We start from the raw sequence: 16,741 nt of genomic DNA, 5'->3' as shown, positions 1-16,741 counted from the left end.
CACATAAATATTTTGTCGGTCCGGCAGGATGAGAAGCAAGGCTGCTGGCAGGAATTTGCATTTGCCGTACAGAAGATGGGAGTTGTACCGCGCAGTAAAAGTCCTGCCGGCTGGTGTCGGGCGGCATAATACAAAGGGGGATGGTTGTTTTGCAATACCGGATATTAGGAAAAACGGATCTTACTGTTTCCGAGGTGGGGTTTGGCGGCATACCCATTCTGCGCCTGCCGGCTTCAGAAGCGGTTAAGATACTGCAGTATTCTCTGGAACGGGGCATTACCTTTTATGATACGGCCAATGCCTATAAAGACAGTGAGGACAAAATTGGCCAGGCCTTCGGCCATTGCCGGACCAAGGTGGTCATCGCCACGAAAACGGGCCGGCGTGATGCCGCCGGGGCGACGACCCACCTGGAAAATAGCCTGCGCATGCTCCGGTCGGATTACATTGATTTGTACCAATTGCACCAGGTGTCGCAGGAAAAGGACTGGCAGGCTATTACGGCGCCGGGCGGCGCGCTGGAAGCCGTGGTGAAAGCCCGGGAACAGGGGAAAATCAGGCATCTCGGGATTACGTCCCACAATCTGGCGATGGCCATCAAATTGGTGAAAACAGGTTTGTTTGAGACCATCCAGTTTCCGTTTAATTTTATTGAACAGGAGCCGAAGGAAGAACTGCACAAAATCGCCAAAGAAATGAATCTCGGCAATATCGTGATGAAGCCCTTTGCCGGCGGGGCGCTGGATAATGCGGCGCTGGCGTTTAAGTTTCTGCGCCAGTATCCCGAAGCTATTCCTATTCCCGGTTTTGATTCGGTTGCGTCGATTGATGAAATACTGACCATCTATGAAAAGCCCAATCAGGTTAAGCCGGAAGATCTGGCGGCCATGGAAGAGTACCGTCGGGAACTGGGACAGCGGTTTTGCCGTCGCTGTGAATATTGTCAGCCTTGTCCGCACGGGGTTATGATCACACCGGCCATGGGCTATCCCATTGTGGCCAAGCGGATGTCGCCGCAGGTCTCCATTGAGTTTTCCAAGGCGGCCATGGAGAGTGTGACGAACTGTGTGGAGTGTGGCGCCTGCCTGCCGCGATGTCCTTACGAACTTGCCATTCCGCAGATTATCAGGAAGAACTATGAAATGTTTACAGAGCACCGCCGGCTAGCCGGACGAAATTGATCGAGCAGGGGGAATTCATGATGAGACAGATTGAGGAACGTTTGTATTTTGCTTACGGGGCCAATATCAATCGGGCATTGATGCACTTAAAGTGTGGTAATCCCCAGGTATTGGGCATTGCCCGGCTGGAGGGACACCGGGTTGATTTTTTTGGTTATTCCCGCACCTGGGACGGCGCGGTTGAGACCGTGATTCCCGATCCTCAGTCTGCCGTATGGGGTGTGTTGTACCGTCTGGAGCCGTATGACTGGGAACGCCTGGATAACTGTGAAGATGCCCGGGCTGACGGGACGGGAGAATACTTTCACTATCCGGTGGAAGTGTCGGTGGACGGGGAAGCGCCAGTAGCGGCGACCATTTATAAGAAGGCCCGTTTGGGCCAGCCGGAGATACCCAGCACGCAATACCTGAATGTTATTCTTGAGGGCGCCCGGGAACAGGGATTACCTGACGAATATGTGACAGCACTGGCGGCAGTGCCTGCCAAACCTGCCGCTTACCCGGTTCCCCGGCGGCCGTCTTATGAACGGGTAGGCCAGGGCGGCTGTGACGGCTGCAGCGGCTGTGAAGAGTAGCCTGCCAATGTCCGGCCTTGTAAAAGAGCGACGATGGTTTGGATACTGGGTATTTTGTCCTGATTCTTATTGACATCGTCCGAATAAAGTAGAATAATATAATCAAATTAAGGATATTCGGCAAACTTATTGAAAAATAAGGGCGCAAAGCTATGGGTCTACGGACTTTTTGTCTATGATTGCCAGGTTGCTCCATTGTAATATTAGCCAGGCGACAGCTTGGTTTTTTATTTATAAAATAGGGTATGGTTAGATCAATTTTTCGGTTAGGCAGTTAAGCTGGAGATTGACGGGTGCGGGCTAGTACGTTTTTACCGTCAATTTTGGTCTGGCGCAGGAGTGATTGTCACTGACTAGTGGTCCGTTTACTTTGAAAATGCAAATTGAATAAGCCGTTTTTTTTGCAAGGAAGCGAGTCTATCGGCTGCATGTGGGTCGATGCCAATAAGGTCTTGCAGAAACATAACCGTGAAGTGCTTGTAATTTCAGAGTAAATAGCCCATTAGGGTAAGTTTCAGCATAGTTAGGTGGCTGTACCTGTTAGGCTGGCTTGAAATGTTTGCCGTAACCGGCGGAGAGGGGGAGAAAATACTAAAAAATAACGGGCAAGCCCTAACAGGTGCATTCTGTTGGAGGGATTAGTTAGAATCTGTCGAATTTTCAATAATATAAAATATAATATAGCTCTAGAGAACTGGAGAAATAGGGGGATGGAATTGGACATGACTACTCTTCGAACGAGATTTCTGCTTGCTTTTCTGCCGGTGCAAATTATAACGGCTGTCGTATTGTCGGCCATCGGTTATTATTTGTCCCGGCAATCATTGCTGGCTAATCTGCCGGAAGAAAAAGCGCTGGCAGCTATAGGTTCATTAACACCGGCATTGGTGGGGGCATCTTTTGTTCTATTGGTGCTGGTGGCAATTTATATTATGGTAGTGAGCGGCCGGCTGGCGGAACCGATTAAGTTGATGCGCGATGAATGCTTGCTGTTGTCTCAGGGCGATCTGAGAGCGCGGCCGGCATTGGTTACTTCTGAGGACGAAATCGGTCAACTGGCCCAATGCATTAACGATATGCGGACTTCACTCCGCGCTCTTGTGGCTCAGGTTTTATCCCAGGCCGAGCAGGTGGCCGCTTCCAGTGAGGAACTGACAGCCAGCGCTCATCAGTCGGCTGAGGCGGCTAATCAGGTAGCCGGCTCGATTACGGAAATTGCCCAGGGAACGGAAAAACAGGCAGGTTCGGCCGAGTACATAGCCATGATTGCCGACGCCATTATGCAAAGTACCAAAGAAGTGGTCAGAGCAGCCGGCGATGTGGCGCATATTGCCCAGAATACGTCGACTGAGGCTGAACAGGGACGGCAGGCGGTAGAGCAGACGGTGGAACAAATCAACCGTATCGGGGAAGGCTCGGACGCCGTACAGCAGGCTATTGAGGAACTATCCAGCGGCTCGCGGGAAATCGGGGAAATTGTTACGCTGATTTCTTCCATTGCGGGACAGACTAATTTGCTGGCTTTAAACGCCGCTATCGAAGCGGCTCGGGCAGGAGAACATGGCCGCGGCTTCGCCGTTGTAGCCGAAGAGGTCCGGAAGCTGGCCGAAGGCTCCAATCAGGCGGCACAGCAAATTGGCACCTTGATTACCAAAAATCAGGTAAATATGGAACAGGCGGTCACTGCTACCCAAGCCGGAGCGGAGGGCATCCGGGCAGGAATCCGGATGGTTAATTCAACCGGGGAGGCTTTTGGGAAAATTGTGGATTCCATTGTAGTTCTGTCGGAACAAATTGACGGTATTGCCCAGTCGATTGATCATATGGCTGCCGGCAGTGAAGAAATGGCAACAGGTATTCAGGACGTTGCCAAAGTCAGCACGGCGACCTCTTCCGAGGCCCAGAACGTATCGGCTGCCACAGAGGAACAATCGGCTTCCATGGAGGAAATTGCCTCGGCAAGCCAAAGCTTGGCTCAACTGGCTGGTGAGTTGCAGGCAGCGGTGGCCAAGTTTAGAATATAGCGGTGTTTGTCATTCGCCCGGACGGAGCGGGCTAGTTGCAATATGCACTAGAGAATCGATTTAATGAGCTTGCCGGTCTGTCGAGAGATTTTTTCGGCTGGCAAGGAAGTAAAACCGCAGGAATAGCGGTTCCTATTTCAAGTTTTTTGCTGACGCAGCCAGGCGGAAAAAGATCCGCCAGGATATGCAGTGTGAATAAATCAGTGGTTCCCTAGGATTTGACAAACGGGAAAACATCGAATATGATGAAAAAGCACAGCCCACTATGCCGCCGGAGGCGTGCGGTGGGCTGGTTTTCATTTTCGACGAAATTTAAGATAAGGGCGAGACAGGATGACGGAAATACATACATTAGTATTAGGCTTTGCCAACGCGCTGCTGGTCAGGGAGCGGGGGCTGTTGCTGGTGGATACGGGAATTCATGTCGACGAGACACGGTATGCGGCAGAATTTGCCCGCCTGGGCTTGCAGGCTAGGGATATCCAATTGATTGTGGTTACCCACGGCCATGCCGATCATTACGGGCAGGCCGCGCTGCTCAAGACCATGACCGGTGCACCGCTGCTTTGTCATGAAAAAGCGGCACCACTTTTACGGAACGGCGGGCATGCTCCTGCTGTGGCCCGCAACGAGTTAGGCGAAAAGGTGCTTAAAATGCTGCGCCCTAATCTGCCGCTGGTTGCCGCGCCGGTAGAGCCGGATATTATCATGACCGGCGAGGAATTTGACCTGGGTGACTATGGAATTGACGGCAGGGCGGTATATACTCCGGGGCATACCGACTGCTCCATCTCGGTCGTGCTGGCCTCGGGACAGGCTTTGGTCGGCGATATCCTTGTGCCGTCGCCGTTTACCGGAGAACCCTGTTTGGCGTATTTTGCTACCGATGAGCAGCGCCTGTTGACCAGCGTACGGCATTTGTTGAGTCAGGCCAGCCTGTTTTACGGTGGCCACGGCGGCCCCTTTACCAAAGATCAGGTATTAAAACTTTTATAAAGGCAAACTCAACGGAGCCCGTTTGCAGCCAAAGTGGCAGGTACTGCCTGTCTTGTTGCGAACGGGCCCTTTTGTAGTGTTGGCGACAGCAGTAAAGTGTTCGCCGGGAGAAGAAGAATTTAGGAGGCAATTATGAAATTACTGAACGAAACCATTGCCGGTATTGCCGGTCTGGATAAAGCGGCGATGACCGCCGTGCATGGCGAGATGGAAAATTTGCTTAAGGACAGTCAGGATATCGGCAGGCTGCGGGAACTGGTCGTGCAGTATGCTGGTATTACGGGGACGGCAGCGCCAACGATGCCGAAATGCTGCATGGTGGTTGCCTGTGCCGATCACGGGGTGGCGAGACGGTCGGTTAGCGCTTATCCGATTGAGACCACAGCACAAATGACTAAAAACTATGTCTGCTCGCAAGGCGCCAGTGCCAATGCCCTGGCCAACTTTTCCGGTTCCGACATGGCGGTGGTCGATGTAGGCGTTGCCGTCGACCTGGCCGGTGTACCCGGCCTTTGGCACCGTAAAATTGCCTATGGTACGGCGGATGTGGCCGAAGGGCCGGCGATGACCCGGGAACAGGCGGTTCAGGCCATCGAGACAGGCATTGAAATCGTCAGGGAAAAAGTTAAACAGGGATATAACTGCTTTAGTCTGGGTGAAATGGGTATTGGCAATACGACGGTCAGTGCGGCGATTGTTTCGGCTTTTACGGGAATTCCGCCTCGCCAGGCCACTGGCAGGGGAACAGGCATTTCCGACAGTCGCTTGGCGGCTAAAATTGCTATCGTAGAACAGGTGCTGGCTGTCAACCGTCCTGATCCCAAGGATGGGCTGGATGTGCTGAGTAAAATCGGCGGGTTTGAATTAGGCACCCTGGCCGGTGTTGTGCTGGGGGCGGCGGCTCATCGCTGCCTGGTGGTTATCGACGGGCTGAACACTACGGCGGCAGCGCTGCTGGCTTATGCGATAGCACCAGGGATTAAACCGTATCTGGCGCCGTCCCATTTGTCCGGTGAACCGGCTCACAAGGTGGCCTTGGCTTATCTGGGGCTTGATGCCATGCTGGATTTGGGGGTGCGGCTGGGCGAAGCGATTGGCGCTTCTTTTGTGGTCAATATGCTGACTTATTCGGTAAAGCTGCTCCGGTTCGCTAACGGACAGCCGGAATTGACCGACAGGGAAGAGATTATCCAATTGACGGCGGCACCAGCCGGAGAGGAAGACCTGCTTGCCGCCCTGGGGGCGGCGGTTTTACCGCTGGACAGGTCGAGCATGGAACGCTGTCAGATCAGGGTCGACAATCTGACCAAGCCGCTGGGGAGCCTTCATGCCCTGGAGCATTTAGCGGTTAAGCTGGCCGGTATAACGGCCAATCCCAGACCGCGCGATTTATCGCGCAGCTTGATTCAGTTGCAGTATGGCGGGGATAAGGCGGACCGGTCGCCTGTGTTCCAGGTGGCTGCCGGCCATTGCAAGGCTCATCTGGTGGTAGCCCAATTATTTACCGGGGAAGAAGACGCAGCAGCGCTGCCGGTACGACACGGTCTAATCAGAGAGGCCATCAGACAGGGAGTCCGTTTGGCGGCGATTGAGGCCGGCCGTGGTGCCCGGATCATCGGTATTGCCACAGGCGACAGCCGGGAAGTGCCGGCTGCTGCCGCGCTGACGGCCTGGCTGGCGGATAAGCGGGAATTGGAAGGAACGGAAGGACTGACACAAGCGCAATTGGCGCAGGCCCGGGAACTGCTGCGGCGCCTGAGCGGCATGCAGGCAGGTGAGCTTGACCCGGTTACTCTCCTGGCGGCCGTGGAAGGCTTTGAGCTGGCTGTCTGGGTTGGTGTTATTGTAGGTGCCGCCGCTCATAAGACGGCAGTCGTGCTGGATAATCTGGTAACGGCGGCGGCAGGCTTGCTGGCGGCCAGAGTGGTGCCGGCGGCGGCCGCCTATCTGATCGGTTCTCATTACAGCCGGCTGACCTTGCAGAAAACCGCTCTGGACTTGAGCGACGTTCCGGCTTATCTACATTTGGCATTGCAGGACCGGGAAGGGGCAGGGGCGGCGTTGGGGATAACCATTCTCGACGCTTCGCTGCACATGCTGAACGATATGAAAACCTTTGGCGAAGCCGATGTGGCGGTGGCGCAGGACGGCCTGGGGGCTTTGAAACAAAGTAAGGATATAAAGGAATAACCAAGCGGTAGTCACGTGATCAAAAACAGTGCGGCTGTTTCCTCTATGGGGAAAAGCCGTACTGTTTTTTTGTAAGGCCGATTAGTAAGTTATTCACCTGGAAGGGGCAGCGCCTTCTCTTTCTTATGCCCTGTGAATAAGAGAGTCTATTTCCCGACGCTGCCTGGTGTTGCAAGCAATAGTCTCGCCATTATCTGCCGGTTTAAGGCCTAGTCGTCATAACAAGGAAAGGAAGTACGAATTTTGTAGTGCCTTTGGCTGTTTTGAACTTTACATAACGCAAAATATGGAAATAAATGTAACGGATGGGGGCGTGAAATAGTTGGTAAAATAGACAGTGAAATTAAATGTTGGCAACAAGTAATTTGACGAATTTCAATTTTCATTTGCTTGATATCTTGTTTTAAATGATTTATAGTTGTAGCTGTAAGGACTTATTAAAATTTGTCAACAAAATAATAAGGAGGTAAGTGCAATGCAAAGTTCTATTGCTCAAACCGAATCGCAGGGAGCCAGAGTGGCGATTCAAAAGTTTGGCCGATTCCTTAGCGGGATGGTTATGCCAAACATCGGTGCCTTTATTGCATGGGGTCTTATTACGGCTTTATTCATTCCTACTGGGTGGATACCCAACGAGTACTTCGCAAAATTAGTTGGTCCGATGATCACCTTCCTATTGCCATTATTAATCGGTTATACCGGCGGTAAAATGGTCCATGACGTCCGCGGCGGGGTTGTCGGTGCTGTAGCTACTGTCGGCGTAATCGTCGGTGCAGACATTCCGATGTTCCTGGGCGCCATGATCATGGGTCCCTTCGGCGGCTGGATTATCAAAAAGATTGACGCGGCTTTCGAAGGCAAGGTTCCTTCCGGTTTTGAAATGTTGGTAAACAACTTCTCCGCCGGTATTGGTGGTGCTATCGTGGCCCTGGTGGGTTACTCCGGTGTTGGACCGGTTGTTGGCGGTCTTAGCAAAGCGTTAGCTGCCGGCGTTGGCGTAATTATCAGTGCAGGCATGCTGCCGCTGGCCAACGTCTTCATTGAACCGGCTAAAGTACTCTTCCTGAACAATGCAATCAACCATGGTATTTTAAGCCCGATCGGCCTTGGACAAGCTGCTCAAGCCGGTAAATCCATCATCTTCCTGCTTGAACCAAACCCGGGTCCTGGCTTAGGCATTCTGCTGGCCTACTGGCTGGTTGGTAAAGGAATGGCTAAACAGTCTTCTCCTGGTGCGATCATCATTCACTTCCTTGGTGGTATTCATGAAATTTACTTCCCCTATATTCTGATGAATCCCCGGTTGATTCTGGCCGCTATGGGCGGTGGCGTAGCTGGTACGTTGACATTCCAAATCTTAGGAGCCGGTCTGGTCGCCGTTCCCTCGCCTGGTAGTATCTTCGCTTTAATCGCTATGTCGCCGAAAGGCGGGCTGTTCCCGGTATTGGCCGGTGTAGCCGTAGCTACTGCCGTATCCTTCTTCATCGCTTCGGCTCTCTTAAAGATGGGCGGACAAACGGAAGAAGACGATTTGGAACAAGCCACTGTTAAAATGCAACAGATGAAAGGCAAAAAAGTAGAAACCAAAGCGGTTACCAACGTAAGAAAAGTAGTATTCGCTTGTGATGCAGGCATGGGGTCAAGTGCCATGGGCGCTTCCATCCTTCGCAAGAAATTTAAAGATGCTGGTTTGGATATCACTGTTATCAACACAGCGATTAACGAACTTCCCGGCGACGCCGATATTGTTATCACTCAGAAAAGTCTGACTGAACGGGCTAAAGGCAAACTGCCGGGCGCCGAGCACATTTCCATTGAGAACTTCCTGAGCAGTCCGGAATATGATCAACTGGTAGAACGTTTGTCCTAATAAAAAAATCACGCTAGTTGTACGCCAACTAGCGTGAACTCTTTTTCACAGGCAAAACTGATCAGAACTGAGAACGGATGGCACCTTAGCAGAAGTATTGAGGTTCAAGGGCGTTTGCCTGTATCCGGAGGGACTGGGCGCGAGCCCAGTCTGTTCTCCATTTGCGGGGAGGGTAATGTATGGGTGTAAGCTCAAGGCAGCGGATGATTCTGAATATCCTCTTAACTGAAGAACAGGAAATTACGATAAAAGATATAGCTGACCGAATTGAGGTGAGCACCCGTACCGTACACCGGGAATTAACCGAACTGGAACCGCTGTTAGAGCAGCAAGGGTTGCAGTTGGTAAAACGGTCCGGCATCGGCGTTGCCATTGAAGGCGAGGCCCGCCAGAAGGAAGAACTGCGCCTGTCTCTGTATAATCAGACTACGGTGGAGTATGCGCCGGACGAGCGGAAGCTGCTCATCCTTTGCCAGCTGTTGGAGGCGACAGAGCCTGTCAAGCTGGTTTCGCTGGCTTTTGATCTCAAAGTGACGACAGCCACCATCAGCTATGATTTGGATGAAATGGTGGACTGGCTGCGGCGTTACGAACTGACGCTGCTCAGAAAGCGCGGTTACGGTGTGGAACTGTGCGGTTCGGAGTCGGCCAAACGCAAGGCGATGAGCGAACTGATCACGGAGCATTTGGATGAGTTTGAACTGCTGGGCATTTTAAAGGAAAATATTCACGGCAAATCCACCCGGCATATCAATACCGTTTCCGAACGGCTGCTGGGCTTAATTGAAAAAGAAAAACTGATTATGATTGAAAACTCGCTGCGAACCCTGGAGGAGGAATTACCCTATCCTCTGGCGGACAGCTCGTTTATCGGTCTGGTGATTCATTTGGCGCTGGCCATTGAGCGCATTGAAAAGGGAGAACAAATTACTTTTGACGAAGAGCATTTAAAGGAGCTGGAGCTTACTCCCGAATTCCGGATCGCGGAAACTATTATTCAACGGTTGCGCAGTATTTTTCAGATGGATATTCCCGACTCGGAAATCGGTTACATTACCATGCATCTTCGCGGCGCGAAACTGCGCAGCTCTTATGATGATTGGTTTGAATTTAAAAATCTGGAACTGGTCACTAAAGTCAACCGGATGATTCGCTACTGTGAAGAACAGCTTGACTTTTCATTCCAGGCTGACCCGAATCTGGTACAGGGTCTGCTCACGCATATTGAGCCGGCGTTATTTAGAATCCAGAAAAACATGAAGATCCGCAACCCCTTGCTCACCGAAATCAAAGCCAGGTACAGCGATTTGTTTCAGGTCCTGAAGCAGGCAGTGGCCGAGGTTTTTGACGAACTGACGGTGCCCGAGGAGGAAATTGGCTATCTGGTGATGCATATCGGCGCTTCGCTGGAACGAATGGGGCAGTTTAACCAGAAATTCCGGGCCCTGGTCGTGTGCTCCAGCGGCATCGGTTCCTCCAAGATACTGGCCAGCCGGATTGAGAAGGAATTACCCTATATCGGCCTGGCGAAAAACATATCCTTGTTCGATATTAATAAAATTCCGGAAACCGAGTATGACTTGATTATTTCGACGGTTCCTCTGTCGCTGCAACGCGATGATTATGTATTGGTTACACCCTTACTAACCAAGGAAGATGTTCACAATATCAATGTTTTTCTGAAGGGGATCAGAAAAGGCCCGCTGCAGCCGGATGCTTCGAATGTGCTGAACACTGAAGAAGTGCTGAGCGATTTGAGAGGCTGGCAGGCTTATATCGGTCATACCTTATCAATTATTGAAAATTTTCGTTTTGATACCGTATTGAATCAAAACATGCATATAGAAGAGGTCCTGGAGACCATTTGCCGGAAATTGGAGCAGTTGCAGGTCATCCGCGATAAAGAAGAGATCATTGAAAAATTGCTGGAAAGACAGAGCCTGGGCGGCCTGGGTATTCCCAATATGCGGCTGGCGCTGTTCCATGCCAAGGCCGAAGCGGTGCTGCGGCCGGCGGTACGGCTATATCATCTGGATAATCCACTGCTCATTAAGGGCATGGATAAAAAGTACCTGGATGTCGACCGGATTTTACTCCTGTTGGCTCCGGCCCGAATCAGCAAGGAAGGGTTGGAAGTGCTGAGCGAAGTCAGCTCATTGCTTATTGAGGACGAACTGGCTCCTATCCTGGAGTCCGGCAATCAGCAGCGCATTATCGCGTTTTTTACAACCCATCTATATAAATATGTATTAGCAAAGATAAAAAAGGAGAGATAATGATGAGTCAAGCATTAATCGGAAAAAATAAAATTAAATTGAATGCCAGTGTTGGCGACAAACGGGAAGCGATTGCCCTGGCTGGACAGCTCTTGGTTGATAACGGGCATGTGGCGCCGGATTATATTACTAAAATGTATGAACGGGAAGAGCTGATCACCACCTATATTGGTAATGGCGTAGCCATTCCGCACGGCACCAACGAGGCTAAACCGTTTATAAAATCCTCGGGAATTTCGGTCGTCCAGGTCCCGCAAGGCGTTGATTTCGGTGAAGGTAATACGGCCTATCTCTTAATCGGCATTGCCGGTGTTGGCGATGAACATCTGGAGATTCTCTCCAATATCGCTTTGGTCTGTGCTGAAGAAGAAAATGTAAAGAAACTGGTAGCAGCTAAGAGCGCCGAAGAGATTATCGATATTTTTGAAAGGGGTATGTAATATGCTGGCAGTTCACTATGGTGCCGGCAATATTGGACGGGGTTTCATCGGACAGTTATTGCATCAGGCAGGATATGAAATTTGCTTTGTTGATGTCAATCAGGAACTGGTAGAAGAAATCAATAACCGCAAAGAATATACGGTGGTACTGGCTGCTGAGGAAAAGACAGCCTTTACTGTAACCTCGGTCCGGGCGGTCAATGGCAAGGATGAAGACGCGGTAGCCCGGGAGATTGCCAAAGCCGATCTGGTTACCACCGCCATTGGTCCCAATATCTTAAAATTTATTGCTCCCGTCATTGCCAAGGGCATTTCACTCCGGTTGCAGCAAGGCGGGGCACCGCTTAATGTCATCGCCTGCGAGAACATGATTGGCGGCAGTTCGGCACTGCGTTCCTTTGTCTATGCTGCTCTGAGCGATGCCGACAAGGAGCAGGCCGATAAAGTTATCGGTTTTCCTGATGCCGCGGTTGACCGGATTGTACCGTTACAAAAAAATGACGACAAGCTGCTGGTTACGGTCGAACCTTTTTATGAATGGGTGGTCAATCAGTCCCAGATCGTCGGCGCTGTCCCGGCGATTGACGGAGTAACCTATGTGGATGACCTCAAGCCTTTTATTGAACGCAAGCTGTTTACTGTCAATACCGGCCATGCCACGGTAGCCTATCTTGGCTATCTGCAGGGATTGCCCAGCATTGACCAGGCCATGAAAAATCCGGACATTGTGGCCACGACCCAGAAAGTGCTGCACGAAACCGGTGCCGTTCTGGTCGCCAAATACGGTTTTGACCGGGAAAAGCATGAAGCCTATATCAATAAAATTTTAAAACGCTTTACCAATCCGTATATCAGCGATGAAGTGACCCGGGTGGGCCGGTCGCCGGTTCGCAAGCTGTCGCCGGCCGACCGTCTGGTAAGTCCGGCCACACAGGCTGCAGCCTATGAAATTGAACCGATCGGGCTGGCAACCGTTATTGCCGCCGCTTTGCTGTTTGATTATCAGGAGGACCCGGAAGCTGTTGAAGTGCAAAGCTTTATCCGGGACAAGGGAATTGAAAAGGCTATTGAGCACTATACGGGAGTTGCTGCCGGCACGGCGCTGTTCTCCAGTATTCTTGCCCAGTACAATCAGCTTAAGACAACCAGATAAGTCTGTTTTAGCAACAACAAGCAGCCGGCAGGCTGCTTGTTGTCATTTTCATCATGAGACATAAACGGGCCGGCGCTGCATATGCTTACTATTAATAAGGCATAGCACTCCGCCAGCTTTGAAACAGGAAGCTGATGGCGAGACGAAAGTTTTGTCAGCCAAGGCGGAGGAGGGTGGCATACCGACAGTATGTCGGCTGACGACAATGAAGGGTGACAAGATTTTGACCGTCAGCAATTTCTGTTTTCAAGGTTGGTGGAGTACTAAAAGGAGGTAGGGCCATGCTGTCTCCTAGTCTGGAGGACTATTTGGAAGAGATTTACCGGTTTGCCGCCAGTCGGGGAGAGGCCCGGGTTACCGATATCAGCCGGACCTTGCGGGTATCGCTGCCTTCGGTCACCAAGGCGATGGCAAAGCTTAAGAGTGGCGGTTACATTACCTATCAAAAGTACGGGATGATTGAACTGACCGATAAGGGGCGTCAGATGGGCTCGTATCTGGTGGAACGCAATACGCTGTTGCAGGATTTTTTGCGAACTTTGTGTTCCGGCTGCGATGTGGCGGCCGAAGCCGAAGCGATGGAACATTATCTCTCGCCGGAGACGATTGCCTCAATCCGGCGGTTTATGGTATTTGTCCGGGACAATCCCGATATATACGCCCGTTTTTTAGAGTATGTGCAAAAATCCCGCTAACAGGGACGGAAAAACGCAGCTTGCCGGTGCGCTTTTCCGTCCCTGTTGCTGTTTATTTTCACTTGCCTTTGGCAGAACAGGGCAGGTATAATCAAAGAAATAACGATACAGCAAGAGGGTGCCTGCTTGATAAACTGGATTGGAAAACGGAGAAATGCCTATGGTATTGTGCTGCTGGTAATCAGCCTTTCCCTGGTCGGTTCCTGGCTGTTAGCCGGAAGGCTGCCAGAGAAAAAAGGCCCTCAGGCCGTACGGGGAGTGCTCGATCTTGCGGGCTGGGATTTTGCAGCAGATGGCAATGTTGCATTGGATGGTCAGTGGGAGTTTTACTGGCGGCAATTGCTGACGCCGGCTGATTTCGCCGGCAATGGGGCGGCAGGAAAACCGCGGCTGACCGGGTACATAAAAGTTCCGTCACTCTGGGCGGGAAAGCTGGCAGACGAAACCTTGCAGACTGCGGGGTTTGGCACTTACCGGCTGGTGGTTAAGCTTAAACCGACTACGGACACGCTGGGAATAAAAACCCAGTATATCCGCCAATCCCACAAGCTGTTTATCGATGGCCTGTTGCGGGGGCAAAGCGGCAGTCCGGCTGCCGACGAAGCTGCTTATACAGCCGGCAATACCCCTTATACCACTTTTTTTACCGTACAGGGTGATCAGGCGGAACTGTTGCTGCAGGTGGCCAATTATACGTACCGCCCGAACAGCGGAATTGCCACGTCCATCTATCTGGGCCGGCAAAATGATATTATCGGTTTGGAAAACAGACTGTCACGGACGGAGCTTATTGTGTTTGCCGGATTGTTTTTTATCGGGTTGTATCATATTTGCACCTTTTTTTACCGGCCCAATAACCGGAGTTTAGGGTATTTCGGTATGTACTGCCTGATTCTGGCTTTGGCCCAGTTTACGCAGGGGCAGCGGCTGTTGGCCCAGTTTTTTCCGACCATATCCTTTGAAACCATTTATAAGATAAAAAGCCTGGCCGGATTTGGCCATGTTGTGGCAATCTCCCTGTTTTTGAAAGAGGCCGGACGGGAATTGCTGCCGCCTAAGCTGCTTACTTTTATTATCAGTATCTTTGGCAGCTACCTGCTGCTTATCTTAGTGTCGCCGCTCAAATTGTACTCTTTTCTGGAGCTACCGTTTGTTGTATTGGAAAGTGTCGTCTATATCGGCATTGTTTTTTTGCTGTGCCGGTCGCTGCAGCAAAAAAGGTATGGCAATTTGGGGCGGCTGGGCCTGCAAATTCTGATTTGTGCTTTCGGCTGCATAACGGGGACTATTGTGGAAATTTTTTTATACCAGAATGATTTTCTGCCGGCCCGGGTGATTGGCGATTTTGGTTCATTGAGCTTTGTCATACTCATTTCTTTGATTTTGGTCATCCGTTTTTCCGATGCCTATGATACGATTGAAGCTATGTCGCAGAGGCTGCTTAATTTGGATAAAGTCAAGGATGAATTTCTGCTGAACACCTCCCATGAGCTTAAGACACCGGTGCAGGGTATTCTTAATATTGCGGAAGCCGCTTTGGAAAGTTCGGATAATCCGGTAAATTCCCACCAGGCCGAACACTGGCAGCAAATAGTTTCCATTAGCCGAAGGCTGACTAATCTTATCAATGATATTCTGGATTTTTCCAGGCTTAAAAACCGGGAAGTCCGGCTGCAGCTGGCGCCGGTGGATATCCGGCCGGTCATTGGCGCCGTATTGGATGTTGCCGGGTATTTGCTGCCGCCGGGAAAAGTCCGGCTGGCGCAGGAATTGCCGGACACGCTGCCGACTATTGTGGCCGATGAGGACAGACTCCGGCAGGTCTTATTCAATTTGATCGGTAATGCCGTGAAATTTACCCGTGAGGGGGAAATCCGGGTTAAGGCTGAAAGCCAGGGCAGCCAGGGCAGTTGCTTGCGAATTGCCGTGGAGGATACGGGCTGCGGCATACCGGCAGGGCTGCGGGAAAAGATATTTGACGCCTTTGAGCAAGCCGAGCATAGACGGGGGGGCACGGGAATCGGGCTAACAATTTCCCGTCAATTAATCGAACTGATGGGAGGAAAACTGTGGCTTGACTGGTCGGAATCCGGTGTGGGGTCCCGGTTTGTTTTTGAACTGGCGGTCAGCCAGACAGCCACGGAGCCGGCAGACACGGCCGCCGGCCGTCAGACAGATAGACAGCTTCAGCCTTTGGAGTCAGTGCTGCCGCTGCAGACATTAAAAAATGGCGAGTTTACTATTTTGGCAGTGGATGATGAACCGTCTAATCTGCAGGTGGTGCTCCGGGTATTTGCCAAGGATGACTATAATATTCTTACGGCGGCGACGGCGGCGGAGGCGTTGGCGCAGACCGGGTCGGCAAACAGTCCGGACTTGGTGCTGTTGGATGTGATGCTGCCGGATATGTCGGGCTACGAACTGTGCCGCCAGATCAGGAACAGGTATTCCATGCTGGAGTTGCCGATCATCATCCTGACAGCCTGCAATTCACAGGAGGATATTGCCGCCGCTTTTGCCGCCGGAGCCAATGATTTTGTTGCCAAACCGTTTGCCAGCCAGGAAATCAGGTCACGGGTCGGGACGCTGTTGTCCCTGCAAAAGGCCGTAAAGGATGTTGTCCGGGCGGAAATGGCCTTTCTGCAATCCCAGATCAAGCCGCATTTTCTGTATAATGCGCTCAATACCATTGTTGCCTTTTGCTATACCGACGGGGAAAAAGCCGGGATGCTGCTGAGCGAATTCAGCAATTATTTGCGTAAAAGCTTTGAAATCCGAGGAACTTCGGTTTATACCAGCCTGGAGAATGAACTGGAATTGGTGCATTCCTATGTAGAACTGGAAAAAGCCCGTTTTGGCGACAGGCTGGAGGTAGAATATGCTATTGATCCCGATGTATTGCAAGGCCATATTTTGCCGCTAACCATCCAACCGTTAGTAGAAAATGCGATTCAGCATGGTATTATGAGACAAGGCGGCAGAGGCCGGGTCCGGATCGCGGTGGAAAAGGATAAGGACAATGCGGTCATAACGGTTGCCGATAGCGGTGTGGGAATTCCGGCTGACCGGCTGTCCAGCCTATTGGCTGATGCCGACAGGGCGAATGACGGGATTGGTTTGCGAAATATCAACCGGCGTTTACTCTCCTTTTATGGGCAAAAGCTGACACTTGTCAGCGAGGTGGGCAAGGGAACCACCGTAACTTTTCGGATTCCTGTTACGGCGGAACCGGCAGGGTAGGCCGAATCAGCTTTAAAGGGGATTTTCCGTAAAGCAAGGCGGAGGAAAAAGGCATACCAAACGTATGCCGACCGACAATAAATATAGTGTTACGGAAAATA

The 16,741-nt window shown here is 51.4% G+C and carries 11 protein-coding genes and 1 riboswitch; all 11 genes read left to right on the top strand.

Features of this window, described 5'->3' with window-relative positions; translation table 11 throughout:
- Positions 1-140: 140 nt before the first annotated feature.
- The 11 genes from BMW43_RS08045 to BMW43_RS07995 all read left to right on the top strand — a co-directional run bounded on the left by BMW43_RS08045 (position 141) and on the right by BMW43_RS07995 (position 16,640).
- Entirely contained in the window at positions 141-1,181 is a 1,041-nt protein-coding gene (locus BMW43_RS08045; protein WP_245732271.1) for an aldo/keto reductase, read from the top strand.
- 17 nt (positions 1,182-1,198) lie between these two features.
- The gene (locus BMW43_RS08040; RefSeq protein ID WP_091745557.1) at positions 1,199-1,756 is read left to right on the top strand and encodes a gamma-glutamylcyclotransferase family protein; all 558 of its coding nucleotides are present in this window, start codon (positions 1,199-1,201) and stop codon (positions 1,754-1,756) included.
- Positions 1,757-1,865: 109 nt separating this feature from the next.
- Positions 1,866-1,951, top strand: a riboswitch (cyclic di-GMP riboswitch).
- Positions 1,952-2,478: 527 nt separating this feature from the next.
- Positions 2,479-3,780: a methyl-accepting chemotaxis protein gene (locus BMW43_RS08035; RefSeq protein WP_245732269.1), complete on the top strand. Its 1,302-nt coding sequence runs from the start codon at positions 2,479-2,481 to the stop codon at positions 3,778-3,780.
- Positions 3,781-4,113: 333 nt separating this feature from the next.
- Complete coding sequence (locus BMW43_RS08030) at positions 4,114-4,776, top strand: MBL fold metallo-hydrolase (protein ID WP_091745554.1); 663 nt, start codon at positions 4,114-4,116, stop codon at positions 4,774-4,776.
- A gap of 132 nt (positions 4,777-4,908) precedes the next feature.
- Positions 4,909-6,966: a nicotinate-nucleotide--dimethylbenzimidazole phosphoribosyltransferase gene (cobT, locus tag BMW43_RS08025; protein ID WP_091745552.1), complete on the top strand. Its 2,058-nt coding sequence runs from the start codon at positions 4,909-4,911 to the stop codon at positions 6,964-6,966.
- 475 nt (positions 6,967-7,441) lie between these two features.
- Complete coding sequence (locus BMW43_RS08020) at positions 7,442-8,836, top strand: PTS mannitol transporter subunit IIBC (RefSeq protein WP_091745550.1); 1,395 nt, start codon at positions 7,442-7,444, stop codon at positions 8,834-8,836.
- A 179-nt stretch (positions 8,837-9,015) separates the two neighbouring features.
- Positions 9,016-11,112, top strand: coding sequence for a BglG family transcription antiterminator (locus BMW43_RS08015; RefSeq protein WP_091745549.1), 2,097 nt, complete (start codon positions 9,016-9,018; stop codon positions 11,110-11,112).
- Positions 11,113-11,114: 2 nt separating this feature from the next.
- Positions 11,115-11,552: a PTS mannitol transporter subunit IIA gene (locus tag BMW43_RS08010; RefSeq protein WP_091745547.1), complete on the top strand. Its 438-nt coding sequence runs from the start codon at positions 11,115-11,117 to the stop codon at positions 11,550-11,552.
- 1 nt (position 11,553) lies between these two features.
- Positions 11,554-12,705 (top strand): mannitol-1-phosphate 5-dehydrogenase, encoded by a 1,152-nt coding sequence (locus tag BMW43_RS08005; protein WP_091745545.1) that lies wholly within the window; start codon positions 11,554-11,556, stop codon positions 12,703-12,705.
- A gap of 281 nt (positions 12,706-12,986) precedes the next feature.
- On the top strand, positions 12,987-13,400 hold the full coding sequence (locus tag BMW43_RS08000; RefSeq protein WP_091745543.1) for a metal-dependent transcriptional regulator: 414 nt from the start codon (positions 12,987-12,989) through the stop codon (positions 13,398-13,400).
- Positions 13,401-13,526: 126 nt separating this feature from the next.
- Positions 13,527-16,640 carry an ATP-binding protein gene (locus BMW43_RS07995; RefSeq protein ID WP_143050587.1) on the top strand — a complete coding sequence of 1,038 codons (3,114 nt, stop codon included), beginning with the start codon at positions 13,527-13,529 and terminating at the stop codon, positions 16,638-16,640.
- Positions 16,641-16,741 lie beyond the last annotated feature (101 nt).

The sequence above is a fragment of the Propionispora vibrioides genome (assembly GCF_900110485.1).
In the GTDB taxonomy this organism is placed as follows: Bacteria; Bacillota; Negativicutes; order Propionisporales; family Propionisporaceae; genus Propionispora; species Propionispora vibrioides.
Note: the sequence above shows the minus strand (reverse complement) of the source record. Positions and strands in the feature narration are given on the sequence as shown.

What these genes read in the sequence shown, in the direction of transcription:
- BMW43_RS08010 (WP_091745547.1), top strand. Translation starts at nt 11,115, where the DNA reads ATGAGTCAAGCATTAATCGGAAAAAATAAAATTAAATTGAATGCCAGT.
- BMW43_RS08045 (WP_245732271.1), top strand. Translation starts at nt 141, where the DNA reads ATGGTTGTTTTGCAATACCGGATATTAGGAAAAACGGATCTTACTGTT.
- BMW43_RS08035 (WP_245732269.1), top strand. Translation starts at nt 2,479, where the DNA reads ATGACTACTCTTCGAACGAGATTTCTGCTTGCTTTTCTGCCGGTGCAA.
- BMW43_RS08040 (WP_091745557.1), top strand. Translation starts at nt 1,199, where the DNA reads ATGATGAGACAGATTGAGGAACGTTTGTATTTTGCTTACGGGGCCAAT.
- BMW43_RS08030 (WP_091745554.1), top strand. Translation starts at nt 4,114, where the DNA reads ATGACGGAAATACATACATTAGTATTAGGCTTTGCCAACGCGCTGCTG.
- BMW43_RS08005 (WP_091745545.1), top strand. Translation starts at nt 11,554, where the DNA reads ATGCTGGCAGTTCACTATGGTGCCGGCAATATTGGACGGGGTTTCATC.
- cobT (WP_091745552.1), top strand. Translation starts at nt 4,909, where the DNA reads ATGAAATTACTGAACGAAACCATTGCCGGTATTGCCGGTCTGGATAAA.
- BMW43_RS08020 (WP_091745550.1), top strand. Translation starts at nt 7,442, where the DNA reads ATGCAAAGTTCTATTGCTCAAACCGAATCGCAGGGAGCCAGAGTGGCG.
- BMW43_RS08000 (WP_091745543.1), top strand. Translation starts at nt 12,987, where the DNA reads ATGCTGTCTCCTAGTCTGGAGGACTATTTGGAAGAGATTTACCGGTTT.
- BMW43_RS08015 (WP_091745549.1), top strand. Translation starts at nt 9,016, where the DNA reads ATGGGTGTAAGCTCAAGGCAGCGGATGATTCTGAATATCCTCTTAACT.